Below are 11,965 nucleotides of genomic sequence, written 5' to 3'. Positions count from 1 at the left end.
GCCCTTGATCTTGATTATAGAGGAAGTGGCGGGTATACACGCGGGTGCGATTCGTGATAAATTATTGTATTAGACGCTCGTGGCTAGCGAATGCTTCGTCATCCGTCGTCCGCTTTCGGTTACTGAGGCATTTGCTTGCGATCGGCAGCGAGAGCGGCGACATCGGCTGGCTGGAGCGGGCGGCGGCGGCCGTATGCGACGAGCCGGAGCCGTTTCGCCGGCTGCTGCCCAGTGCCATACGAAGACATGACCGCATGATTCGTGCAATTCTACAAGCATAGATGGAGTGAAAACGATGAATTCTACGACACGGCAAACGCCTTCCGCGTTTTCGATTCGGCCGGCCAACCGTCTGCAGCAGCTGCCGACGCAATTTTTCGCTAAGCTGGTGCGCAAGGCAAGCGAGCAGGTTGCCGCGGGGCACGATGTGATCAATCTCGGCCAGGGCAATCCGGATCAGCCGACTCCGCCGCACATCGTCAAGGCGCTGCAGGAAGCGGCGGAAAATCCGCAGTACCATCGCTACCCGCCCTTCAACGGCTATTTGTTCCTGAAGGAAGCGGTCGCATACCGTTACAAGGAAGACTATGGCGTTGAGCTGGACCCCGAGACGGAAGTCGCCATCCTGTTCGGAGGCAAAACCGGTCTTGTGGAAATCAGTCAATGCCTGCTCAATCCCGGAGACGTATGCCTTGTTCCGGACCCCGGCTATCCGGACTACTGGTCGGGTGTCGCATTATCCGGCGCTCGCATGGCATTCATGCCGCTTCTGGAGCAAAACGGCTTTTTGCCGGATTTCTCGGCCATCTCCCCGGATGATGCGAACAAGGCCAAGCTGATGTTCGTCAATTACCCGAACAATCCGACCGGCGCCGCCGCTCCGGCTTCCTTTTACGAGGAGACGATTCGCTTCGCGGCGAAATACGGCATCGCGGTGGCCAGCGACTTCGCCTACGGCGCGATCGGCTTCGACGGACGCCGTCCCGTCAGCTTCCTGCAGCTTCCCGGGGCCAAGGACGTCGGCGTTGAGTTTTACACGCTCTCCAAGACGTACAACATGGCTGGCTGGCGCGTCGGCTTCGCGCTCGGTAACCGCGAGATCGTGCGCATGATCAACCTGATTCAAGACCATTATTACTGCAGCCTGTTCGGAGGCATCCAGGAAGCCGCGGCCAAAGCGCTGACCGGTCCGCAGCAATGCGTGGACGAGCTGGTCGCCCGGTACCAGTCGCGCCGCGACGCCTTGTTCGCAGCGCTCGAGCGGATCGGCTGGCAGGCGGCCAAGCCCCAGGGCTCGTTTTTCTCCTGGCTGCCCGTGCCGAAGGGGTTTAGCTCGGAAGCGTTCGCCGATCTGCTGCTGGAGCAGGCCAAAATCGTCGTTGCCCCGGGCAACGGCTTCGGCCAATCGGGCGAAGGCTACGTTCGGCTCGGGCTGCTGACCGCCGAGGAGCGCCTTGCGGAAGCGGCGGAGCGCATCGCGAAGCTGAATTTGTTCTGAGGTGCCCGGGCACATGAGGCAGCGAATCCTGCAAAAAATGCAACATTTTCCGGATCTTTCGTGCAAGAGGAAGGGGAATGTTGCATTTTGTGCAACAATTCGGGTGAGATTGGCTTCAATCCCGGAAGCATCGCCCGAAATGTTGCACGTTGTGCAACATTGAGCCGCAATTAGGGTTTATCCCCCGTTTTTGCTGGACAAAATACAACATTTGCTGACGCTACCAGATGCGCTTTAACGCTTTGGCGAAGTTCAACTTTCCGCAACGTAAATAAAAGGCTATCCGTGTCGGAAAGCCTTTTTTCAGCGGGTGAGGACGACAACAAAGGCGTATGGCATCGCGCGCCGTCGATGTCAAGGTGCGGGCTGCGGCTGGGGAGCGTAATTGGCCGCAAAGTATGGCGGTGGGGTGCGGAGCCAGCCTCTTCGCGTCAGCAAATCTTTGAACGTGATCGAGAAAGCGGCCTTCTTCATCATAAACCTGGCAAACATCGCGGCGACGTCCGGGCGGACGGCCTCGGTCATGCCGCGGCAGGCATAGTTGATGCCAAGCACCAGATTGAATACGGTCAGATTGGCCACCTCCTCATCGGATAGACGCCCCCCTTCCGGAATGCCGCGGAAATCGCCGACCGGCTTGCCGGGCGTTCCTTGCGGCAGCGGCACCCCTTCGGCAGCCATAAAATCGGTCAGCTCCTGATACATGGGCTTGTGCACATTGTCAATCAAGTCCTTCAGCTTTGCCCTGAGTTCGTCGTCGTGAACCGTGTTGTAGGACACCTGCTCGCCGCGCATCGATTGCTCGGTCGCCAGCAAATAAAACCATAGATTCATCGCTTCCCCGACGTTCAGCGGCGGCTTCTTTCCGTCCAGCAGAGGCTTTATGGCATCCGTAAAAATCTCCATTAGATTCATAGGTCTCTAAAGCTCCCATCGTCTCTGGTTTATGTTTATAATGAACCGCTGTCAGCATTTTCATTCGCGCGCGATCCATTTTCCCGTGGGAAGACAGGCGCTCTAGCCGCGGCTGCAGCCGCCCTTTACAAACGAATGGCCCGATGCTATGCTAATAAGAAAAGCAAACGTGATGATGGGAACAGTAGGCAAGCGTATGGAGCGTTCAGAGAGTAAATTCCTTAGGCTGCGAGAATTTACCGCGAAGCCTTGCCGAACCCGCCCCGGAACGGCCAGCGACGAGTTGGACGGCCTCCCTGCCGTTAAGAGGGTGCGTGAGACGGATGAATCGCTTCTCGATTCATCAAGTAAGGTGGTACCGCGGAAGTCAAGGCTTTCGTCCTTAAGGACGGGGGCTTTTTTTGCGTTCGGACCGGTGCCGCCGCGAACGTCCCGGCTCCCGCCCGCTTCCGCACAAGGAGTTCGTAAGGAAAGAAGTGACAAGAGATGGAGCATACGATCGTAGTTAAAATCGGCAGCAGCTCGCTAACCTCCGACGAAGGCGGAATCAACCGCAGCCGGATCGCCTTCTTTGCATCCGAGATCGCCGGGCTTTACCGGCAAGGCCCGGTCATCTTGGTCACATCGGGCGCGGTAGCGGCAGGCTTCCGCGAGATGGGCTACAGTACCCGGCCGAAATCGCTGCACGAAAAGCAGGCCTCCGCCTCGGTCGGCCAGGCGCTGCTCATGCAGGCTTACCACGAGGCGTTCGCGGCGCACGGCATCGGCGTCGGGCAAATTTTGCTCACCCGCTCCGACTTTGCCAACCGCAAGCGAATCCACAATGCCCAAATGACGATGGAGGAGCTGCTCAAACGCCGCTACCTTCCCGTCATCAACGAGAACGATACCGTCTCCGTCGATGAGCTGAAATTCGGCGACAACGATATGCTGTCGGCTCTGGTGGCGAATTTGATGCGGGCCAGCCGGCTCATCATCATTACCGATACGGACGGATTGTATACAGACGATCCGCGCAAAAACGCCGACGCCCGCCGGATCGACCGGGTCACGGAGATCGGGGAGGAAATTTCCCGCATCGCCGGCGGCTCCGGCTCGTCGGTGGGAACCGGCGGCATGCGCTCCAAAATCGAGGCCGCCCGCATCGCCATGCGCGGCGGGGTCCCCGTCTTCGTCGGCCGGGTCGCCGAGCCCGGCGATCTGCAGCTGGCCGTCGACGGGGTCGGCAAAGGCACGTATTTTGAGACGAGCGAGCATAATTTGCCGATGAAGAAGCAATGGCTCGGCTTTCACTCCCAGCCGCAGGGCCGCATCGTCGTCGACCGCGGCGCCGTGCAGGCACTCGTCGTGGGCGGCAAGAGCCTGCTGCCGGCCGGGGTCACAGAAGTGCACGGCGATTTCCATCCCGGCGACGTGATCGAGGTCGTCGACGAAGCGCTCAGCCTGGTCGGCCGCGGCGTCGTCAATTATGCCGCCTGGCAGCTGACGGCGGCGGCTGGCCTGAGCAGCGACGAGGTACAAAAGCGCATCGAAGTCGCCCGTATCGAAGTGATCCACAGGGACGAATGGATCACGCTGGCCGGTCCGGCCCCGGCGAATGACCGGGCCCAATAACCGCGCCGGTCAGCGCATTTTCATCTCAATCTGATCAATCTGAGGAGGAGTCATAGATCATGTCCATGCTTAAACAGGAGACGGAAGCAAGCGAAGTTGTCGCCAAGGCGTCATTGGCCCGCCAAGCGGCGCCGCGTCTCGGCTGGCTGGCGACAGAGCAGAAAAACGAAGCGCTGCTGCGCATGGCCGATGCTTTGGAAGCCGAATATGAATCAATCGTAGCTGCCAATGCCGAAGATATAAGCCGCGGCCGGAAGAACGGCATCAGCGAGTCGCTTCTCGACCGGTTATCGCTAAGCCGCGAGCGGATCGCCGCAATGGCCGAAGGCTTGCGCCAAATCGTCGCGCTGCCCGACCCGATCGGCGAAACGCTGGCCGAATTCGAGCGCCCGAACGGTCTGAAGATCCGCCAGGTGCGCGTACCGCTCGGCGTCGTCGGCATCATCTACGAAGCAAGACCCAACGTTACGGTGGACGCGGCGGGCCTGTGCCTGAAGACCGGCAACGCCGTCGTTCTGCGCGGCGGCTCATCGGCCATCAGCTCCAACAAGCGCATCGTCGAGGTGCTCCACGAGGCGCTTCGCCGAACGGAAGTGCCGCAAGACGCGCTGCAGCTCGTGCAGGATCCAAGCCGTTCGTCGGTCGATCAAATGCTGAAGCTGAACGGCCTGCTGGACGTTCTCATCCCGCGGGGCGGCGCTTCGCTCATTCAGAACGTCGTTATGAACGCCACCGTGCCCGTCATCGAGACCGGGGCCGGCATTTGCCATACTTATATCGACGACAGCGCCGATTACGAGATGGCGCTTGCGATCGCCCTGAACGCCAAGGTGCAGCGCCCTTCCGTCTGCAACGCGATGGAGACGTTGCTCGTGCACGAGCAGTTCGCCGAGCGGCATTTGCCGTCGCTTGCGCAAGCATTTACCGAGCGGAACGTCGAGCTGCGCGGCGACGACGAAGCCCGCCGGCTCGTTCCTTCCATGAACAAGGCGGAGGCGGCCGACTGGGATACGGAATATAACGACTACATTCTCAATATCCGCGTCGTCAGCCATATAGACGAGGCGCTCGAGCATATTCGCAGGCACGGCACGAAGCATTCGGAATGCATCGTTACCGAGAACGCAGACCATGCCGAGCGCTTCCTGCAGGAGGTGGACGCAGCGGCCGTATACCACAATGCCTCCACCCGCTTTACCGACGGCTTCGAGTTCGGCTTCGGTGCGGAGATCGGCATCAGCACGCAAAAGCTGCACGCCCGCGGGCCGATGGGCTTGCCGGCCTTGACCTCGAGCAAATACCGCATCGTCGGGAACGGACAAATCCGGGGCTGACGACCGCGACCGCGTCGTCCCGGCTCGCCGGGTATCTTATGCTTTAATTAAGGAGCGTAAAAACATGTCTCGTACCTTAACCGCTTTATCGGAAGCAAAAATCGTCTTTGTCGGCGCCGGATCGATGGCCGAAGCCATGATTCGCGGGCTGGTGAAAGGCTCCGTGTGCCCGCCGGAGAGGATTACGGTAATGAACCGGTCGGACTCCGGCAAGCTGAAAACGCTGGAGGCCAAGTACGGCATATGTTGGCGCGAGGATGCCGAGGCCAACAACGCCGCCCTTGCGGAAGCCGACATCGTCGTCATGGCCTTCAAGCCGAAGGATGCGCAGGCGGGCTTTGAGCGCGTTCGCCCGTATCTGAACTGCAAGCAATTGATCGTATCCGTGCTGGCCGGCGTATCCATCGCGACCATGGATGCGCTGCTTGGAGGAGGCGGCCGGGCGATCGTCCGCACGATGCCGAACACCTCCAGCACGATTGGCTGCGGGGCGACCGGCATCAGCTACTCCCCCTCGGTAACGGAGGAGCAGCGGAAGCTTACGCAGGAAATGTTCGCGGCGATCGGCATCACCGCCGTCGTCGACGAACCGCTGATCGACGTCGTCACAGGCGTGTCCGGCAGCGGGCCGGCGTACGTTTACTATATGATGGAAGCCATGATCGAAGCCGGCCTGCGCGGCGGCTTGAGCGCAGACGAAGCACGGCGGCTGACGGTGCAGACCGTGCTCGGGGCTGCCCGGATGGTCGAGTCGACCGGCGAATCGCCGGCCGAGCTGCGGCGCCAGGTAACGTCGCCGGGCGGCACGACGCAGGCGGCCATCGAGACGCTTGACCGCCACGGGTTCAGTGAAGCGATGCTCAGCGCGATTGCCCGCTGCACCGAACGGGCCGGCGAACTGGGCAAGGCGATTGGCGACGCCGTTCGGACTTCGGCCCCATAATCCGCTTGCAGACGAGCCTCGCAGCAGCGAAGCAGCGAGGCAGCTTGTCCAATTCATTTACGAAGCAGGTGAATGCAGAAATGAACAACAACGCAGCAGGCGGCTACTGCCTGGCCACTTACCGCTGCTATGACGAAAAAGCCGATTTTGACAAAAAAGCACAAGGCATCGCCGTCGGCCTGACGGTCGGCAGCTGGACTGATCTGCCCGAAGCGAAAAAGGCGGCGATGGAGAAGCATCTCGGCCGCGTCGTCCAGGTCGATGTGCACGAGCCCGGCCCGGGCGAGTCCGCCTCGGAACGCTATGCCGACATCAAAATCGCTTACCCTGACGCCAACTTCAGCCGCGACATCCCCGCGCTGCTGGTGACCGTATTCGGCAAGCTGTCGATGGACGGGCGGATCAAGCTGGTCGATCTCGCGTTCTCAGACCGCTTCCTGTCCGCCTTCCCCGGTCCGAAATTCGGCATGGAAGGCGTGCGCCAACTGCTCGGCGTGCACGACCGGCCGCTGCTGATGAGCATCTTCAAATCCGTTATCGGCCACGACCTGGCGGCGCTGCGCGAGCAGTTTTACTCTCAGGCTGCCGGCGGCGTCGATCTGATCAAGGACGACGAAATTTTGTTCGAAAATCCGCTGACGCCGCTCGAGAAGCGCGTCGAAGCGTGCCTGGAGGCAGCCCGCCAGGCGGAGTCGGAGACCGGGCAAAAGCTGCTTTACGCCACGAATTTGACCGGGCCGACGTTCGGCCTGCTGGACCAGGCCCGCAAGGCGATCGGCGCCGGCGCCAACGCCCTGCTGTTCAACGTGCTGGCCTACGGCTTCGACGCGCTGGCCGAGCTTGCGCGCCATCCGGACGTGACCGTGCCGATCATGGCGCATCCGGCGCTGGCCGGGGCCTACTACCCGTCCCCGTACCACGGCATCGCGGCCAACGTCCTGCTCGGCAAGCTGATGCGGCTCGCCGGCGCAGATCTCGTCCTGTTCCCGTCGCCTTACGGCTCCGTCGTCATGCCGCGCGACGAGAACATGGCGATTAAGGACGCGCTGCTGACGAGCGATCCGCAGGCCTATACCTTCGCCGGCTTCGGCGGCGGCGCAGCCGGCGCTTCCGGCGCGGTTCCGCTGAAAGCGAGCTTCCCTGTTCCGTCTGCGGGCATTCACCCGGGCCTTGTGCCGCTAATTTTGCGCGATTTCGGCCGCGACGTCGTCGTCAACGCGGGCGGCGGCGTGCACGGGCATCCGATGGGTCCCGCCGCGGGAGGCCGCGCCTTCCGGCAGGCGATCGACGGCTGCCTCGCCGGCGAGCGGCTGGACGAGTATGCCGCGGAACGCCCCGAGCTGAAGGCCGCCCTCGACGCCTGGGGGCTGAAGCAATGAGCCGGAAGCGCGTCATCTTCTGCGATTTTGACGGAACGATCACCGTGAATGACAACATCGTCGCCATTATGAAGCATTTTCAACCGCCGGGAGTTGACGAGCTGATCCGCCAAGTGATCGACAAAGAAATCTCGATTCGCGACGGCGTCGGCCGCATGTTCGCCCTGCTGCCGACCTCCAGGCGCGAGGAGATCGTCAATTACGCGATCGGCAATGCGAAGATCCGCGACGGGTTCCGGGAGCTGGTTGAGTACTGCGCCCGGGAGAACATCGAATTTCTCGTGACGAGCGGGGGCATCGACTTTTTCGTATACCCTTTGCTGTCCGGATTTGCGATTCCGAAGGATCGCATTTATTGCAATGCCAGCGATTTTAGCGGCAGCACGATTCGCATCGAATGGCCGCATGCCTGCGGCCCCGAATGCAGCAACGATTGCGGCATGTGCAAGACGACGATCATGCGCCGCTACCCGCCATCGGCGTACGAGCGCATCCTGATCGGCGACAGCGTCACCGACTTCGAGGGGGCCAAGCTGGCCGACGTCGTATTTGCCCGCTCGCATCTTGTCCAGCTGTGCGAGGAGCTCGGCCTGAGCTACAACCGCTTCGAGACGTTTCATGATGTCATCCGGGGCTTGGCGGCAGCGGGTGTACGTTAATGCCCGCGTTCATCCGGGAGCCAGCAACCGGCGTACGTTTTCGCCCGTCCTCATCCGGTGAGCGACAGTCAGCGTGCGTTTTCGCCCGTCCTCATCCGGTGAGCGACAGTCAGCGTGCGTTTTCGCCCGCCCTCATCCGGTGAGCGACAGTCAGCGTCCGGGTGGTCGGCGGCCGGCAAGTGGCTCGCGGCGCCTGAATGAATGCCGTGCGGCATTTTACGGCAACCGGCCGGCCTCGCGAGGGCGGCCAACCGTACATGCCGCTGCAGCCGGCGCAAACTTCACAAAGTAGGAGATGAAAACATCGTGAGCTTTAACGAGCTTCGTTTGGAGGATAAGCAGCAGGCTTACGCCGAGCTGAAGGAGATCAAATCGGTATTGGCGGCCCGCGGCTGGTTCCCGGGCACAAGCGGCAACCTGTCGGTGCGGGTCGGCGGCTTCGATCCCGCCCAATTCGCCTTTGCCATTACAGCAAGCGGCAAGGACAAATCGGTCCATACGCCATCTGATTATTTACTCGTTGATGGAACCGGCCGCCCGATCGAAACAACGGGCCTCAAGCCGTCGGCGGAAACGCTCATTCACTGCGAAATATACCGCCTGACGGGCGCCGGAGCTATTTTCCATGTACATACCGTATTCAATAATCTCGTGTCCGAGCTGTTCTGGGAGCGCGGCAGCGTGCCGGTCGACGGCGTGGAGCTGATCAAGGCGTTCAACATCTGGGAAGAGGAGGCGCATATCGACATTCCGATCCTCCCGAACTATGCCGACATCCCGCGCATCGCCAAGCTCGTGGAGGGGGCGATTCAGCCGCGCATTCCCGGCATTTTGCTGCGCAAACACGGCATCTACGCCTGGGGCGCCAACGCGTTCGAGGCGAAACGGCACCTGGAGGCGTTCGAATTTTTGTTCGAATACGTTTACCGCTGGGAGCTTTTGAAGAAATGATCATGCGCCTTGCGGCGCTTTGGCCGAATCGACGGCGATAACGAAGAAAACCCCCGCAGAACGAATTTTTTCGTCCACGGGGGTTTTATCCTGTCAGTCTGTCGTGATCATCACATAAAAATCGTAGCCCTCGAACCATAATCCGACTACCGTTTTCCCTTTAGAATAAAAGAGCATATGATCCGATGATGAATGCTCTTCAAAAACGTATCCTGCCGCTTCAAGCGCGGCATCATACTTTTGCAAGCCTGAGTCTTTAATATCCGTTACATCGTATTTATAAAGAACGGTGATGCCGTCCGACAGCTCAATGCGCTTTCCGTCGGGGATTCCTGCCACATACGCATAATTGGGAACATCCTGCGTATAGTCGCTATAAACCTGTTGCTGCTCTTTAACCGCAGGCACATCGATCTCTACCCGCTTCAGCTCCTCGTTCCACTTGTAGTTTACGCCCGTTATGTCGCCCAGTTTCGCTAACGGAATGTAGGTGCTCCCCTCATAATTTAAAATCGGATGTTCCGCATCGGCATACTCCGTTCCATTTACAAAGATCGGATAGGATGCATTCGTAAGCACGTACTGCTTTACCTCCGCATATCCCGCAGTCGCGCCGGCCATCAGCAGCGCCCCAATGAAAGTACCTGCCGCAATGTCTCTAATTTTTTTCAAAACGTCTCCCCCTCAAATCGCATATTGCTACATATTACCACAAAATGAGGGGATGTGCCTATTATTTTTTATGCGGTGCCGCCAAATTTGCTAGAAAGCGGGAAAATGTTGTATTTTGTACTCAATAAACGGAGCAATCAACCACATTAGCGGCTCAATGTTGCAGAAAGTATAACATTTTGGGCGATGTTCCCGGGTTAGAAGCCATTCTAGCCCAAATTGTTGCACAACATACAGCATTGCCCTTCCCCCTGGGCGCAGAGTGCGGATAATGTTGCATTTTTTGCAGGATTTGTCGTCTTATGTGCCCGGGTGTGCCTGTGGCGGGGCGTACAACCTGGCGATCGGGGAGCGAACCGTCTCATCGACCCGAGGTCAACGCCCCTGCTCACCACTTCTCCGACACGAGCTTCGCCTGGGTCAGCAGCAGCAAATAATCGCGCCCGCCCGCCTTGGAATCCGTCCCCGACATGTTGAACCCGCCGAACGGGTGAACGCCGACGAGCGCGCCCGTGCACTTGCGGTTGAAATACAGGTTGCCGACGTGGAAAGCTTCCCGCGCCCGCTCCAGATGCGTGCGGTCCCGCGAATAGACGGCGCCGGTCAAGCCGTAGTCCGTGTCGTTGGCAAGCTCCAGCGCCTGCGCGAAGTCGTTCGCCCGCATAAAAGCGACCACCGGTCCGAAAATTTCCTCCTGGGCGATGCGCGCCTTGCTGTCCACATCGGCGAAAATCGTCGGGCGAATATAATACCCCGCCGGGTCGCCCGCATCGCCGCCGCACACTAGCCTCCCCTCGCTCTTGCCCGTCTCGATGTACCGGAGAATGCGGCGATAGGCTTTCGCGTCGATGACAGGGCCCACGAAGCTTGCCGGATCGGCCGGATGGCCGACCGCCAGCCGCTCGGCCCGCTCCGCCGTCAGCTTCAGTACCTCGTCGTAGACGTCCCTATGGACGATCGCCCGCGAGCAGGCGGAGCATTTTTGTCCGGCGAAGCCGAAGGCGGAGGCGACGATGCCGTCCGCGGCAAGCTCCAGATCCGCGCTGCGGTCCACAACGATGGCGTCCTTGCCGCCCATCTCCGCAATAACGCGCTTGATCCACCGCTGTCCCGGCGCGATTCTGGCTGCCAGCTCGTTAATATGCAGGCCGACCTCCCGCGAGCCGGTAAAGCTGACGAAGCGGGTCAGCGGATGGCCGACAAGCGTATCGCCCACCTCGCTCCCGTTCCCCGGAACGAATTGCAGCACGCCGTCGGGCAGCCCCGCCTCCTGCAGCAGCCGGACGAAGCGGGCGGCGACGACCGGCGTCAAGCTCGACGGCTTGAGCACGACCGTATTGCCGGCGACCAGCGCCGCGCAGGTCATCCCGGCCACAATCGCCAGCGGAAAATTCCACGGCGGGATCACGACGCCGACGCCGAGCGGAACGTAGTACAGCTCGTTGTCCTCCCCCCGCGTCCGATTCAGAGGCTGCGGCGCCGCCAGCCGTTCCATCTCGCGGGCGTAGAATTCCAGGAAATCGATCGCCTCGGCGGTATCCGCATCGGCCTCCGCCCAGTTTTTGCCCGCTTCCCAGACCATCCATGCGGAAAATTCATGCTTTCGCCTGCGCAGCAGCGCAGCCGCTTTATACAAATAACGAGCCCGTGCCTCCGGCTGCACCGCGCTCCAGGACGGAAAAGCGTCCCACGCCGCCTGCACCGCCTGCGCGGCAAGCGAAGCGTCCGCTGCGCCCACTTTGCCGACGAGCAGCGATTTATCGGCGGGGCAGTACGAATCGATCCAGCGTGGCGGCGGCGACACCCGCTTTCCCCCGACGAGCGGCTCGTAGCATTGCCCGAGCTCACCCTTGACCGCGCGCAGCGCGGCGTCAAACGAGCGGCGGTTCCCGGCAACGGAAAAATCGGTGAACGGCTCATTGCGAAACGGTTCCATCATGCTCCTCTTCCCCTCCTGGCCGGCCAGCCCGGCAGCTTTCGTCTTATACCCTAAAGTATGC

Annotated in this window: 10 protein-coding genes and 1 other annotated feature; of the genes, 7 read left to right on the top strand and 3 right to left on the bottom strand. The window is 60.6% G+C overall.

All coding sequences use genetic code 11. The annotated features are described in order from the left end of the window. The first annotated feature begins 295 nt into the window (after window positions 1-295). Window positions 296-1,498, top strand: a complete 1,203-nt coding sequence (locus tag F591_RS0103065) for a pyridoxal phosphate-dependent aminotransferase (RefSeq protein ID WP_019533116.1) — start codon at window positions 296-298, stop codon at window positions 1,496-1,498. 354 nt (window positions 1,499-1,852) lie between these two features. On the opposite strand, the gene F591_RS0103060 is transcribed toward F591_RS0103065, so the two are convergent. Continuing rightward, window positions 1,853-2,413 (bottom strand): DUF3231 family protein, encoded by a 561-nt coding sequence (locus F591_RS0103060; protein ID WP_019533115.1) that lies wholly within the window; start codon window positions 2,411-2,413, stop codon window positions 1,853-1,855. A 163-nt stretch (window positions 2,414-2,576) separates the two neighbouring features. Further along, window positions 2,577-2,800, top strand: a binding site (T-box leader). 99 nt (window positions 2,801-2,899) lie between these two features. On the opposite strand from F591_RS0103060, the gene proB reads away from it, so the two are divergent. The 6 genes from proB (at window position 2,900) to mtnB (ending at window position 9,293) form a co-directional block, all read left to right on the top strand. Continuing rightward, window positions 2,900-4,027, top strand: a complete 1,128-nt coding sequence (gene proB, locus F591_RS0103055; protein WP_019533114.1) for a glutamate 5-kinase — start codon at window positions 2,900-2,902, stop codon at window positions 4,025-4,027. Between the two features lie 59 nt (window positions 4,028-4,086). Continuing rightward, window positions 4,087-5,361 (top strand): glutamate-5-semialdehyde dehydrogenase, encoded by a 1,275-nt coding sequence (locus F591_RS0103050; RefSeq protein ID WP_019533113.1) that lies wholly within the window; start codon window positions 4,087-4,089, stop codon window positions 5,359-5,361. A gap of 64 nt (window positions 5,362-5,425) precedes the next feature. Continuing rightward, on the top strand, window positions 5,426-6,304 hold the full coding sequence (gene proC, locus F591_RS0103045) for a pyrroline-5-carboxylate reductase (RefSeq protein ID WP_019533112.1): 879 nt from the start codon (window positions 5,426-5,428) through the stop codon (window positions 6,302-6,304). An 80-nt stretch (window positions 6,305-6,384) separates the two neighbouring features. Further along, window positions 6,385-7,683, top strand: coding sequence for a 2,3-diketo-5-methylthiopentyl-1-phosphate enolase (locus tag F591_RS0103040; protein ID WP_026326335.1), 1,299 nt, complete (start codon window positions 6,385-6,387; stop codon window positions 7,681-7,683). After that, window positions 7,680-8,342 (top strand): 2-hydroxy-3-keto-5-methylthiopentenyl-1-phosphate phosphatase, encoded by a 663-nt coding sequence (locus F591_RS0103035; protein ID WP_019533110.1) that lies wholly within the window; start codon window positions 7,680-7,682, stop codon window positions 8,340-8,342. Before F591_RS0103040 ends, F591_RS0103035 begins: the two co-directional genes overlap by 4 nt. 306 nt (window positions 8,343-8,648) lie before the next feature. Then, window positions 8,649-9,293: a methylthioribulose 1-phosphate dehydratase gene (gene mtnB / locus F591_RS0103030; RefSeq protein WP_019533109.1), complete on the top strand. Its 645-nt coding sequence runs from the start codon at window positions 8,649-8,651 to the stop codon at window positions 9,291-9,293. 93 nt (window positions 9,294-9,386) lie between these two features. On the opposite strand, the gene F591_RS0103025 is transcribed toward mtnB, so the two are convergent. After that, entirely contained in the window at window positions 9,387-9,965 is a 579-nt protein-coding gene (locus F591_RS0103025; protein ID WP_019533108.1) for a hypothetical protein, read from the bottom strand. A gap of 388 nt (window positions 9,966-10,353) precedes the next feature. After that, window positions 10,354-11,904: an L-glutamate gamma-semialdehyde dehydrogenase gene (gene pruA, locus F591_RS0103015; RefSeq protein WP_019533107.1), complete on the bottom strand. Its 1,551-nt coding sequence runs from the start codon at window positions 11,902-11,904 to the stop codon at window positions 10,354-10,356. Window positions 11,905-11,965: the final 61 nt, after the last annotated feature.

Source organism: Paenibacillus ginsengihumi DSM 21568, from assembly GCF_000380965.1.
GTDB lineage: Bacteria > Bacillota > Bacilli > Paenibacillales > NBRC-103111 > Paenibacillus_G > Paenibacillus_G ginsengihumi.
Note: the sequence above shows the minus strand (reverse complement) of the source record. Positions and strands in the feature narration are given on the sequence as shown.

Bases quoted from the DNA above. Each gene is read 5' to 3' on its own strand.
- F591_RS0103050 (WP_019533113.1), top strand. From the start codon at position 4,087: ATGTCCATGCTTAAACAGGAGACGGAAGCAAGCGAAGTTGTCGCCAAG.
- pruA (WP_019533107.1), bottom strand. From the start codon at position 11,904: ATGATGGAACCGTTTCGCAATGAGCCGTTCACCGATTTTTCCGTTGCC.
- F591_RS0103065 (WP_019533116.1), top strand. From the start codon at position 296: ATGAATTCTACGACACGGCAAACGCCTTCCGCGTTTTCGATTCGGCCG.
- F591_RS0103060 (WP_019533115.1), bottom strand. From the start codon at position 2,413: ATGAATCTAATGGAGATTTTTACGGATGCCATAAAGCCTCTGCTGGAC.
- F591_RS0103035 (WP_019533110.1), top strand. From the start codon at position 7,680: ATGAGCCGGAAGCGCGTCATCTTCTGCGATTTTGACGGAACGATCACC.
- proB (WP_019533114.1), top strand. From the start codon at position 2,900: ATGGAGCATACGATCGTAGTTAAAATCGGCAGCAGCTCGCTAACCTCC.
- F591_RS0103040 (WP_026326335.1), top strand. From the start codon at position 6,385: ATGAACAACAACGCAGCAGGCGGCTACTGCCTGGCCACTTACCGCTGC.
- proC (WP_019533112.1), top strand. From the start codon at position 5,426: ATGTCTCGTACCTTAACCGCTTTATCGGAAGCAAAAATCGTCTTTGTC.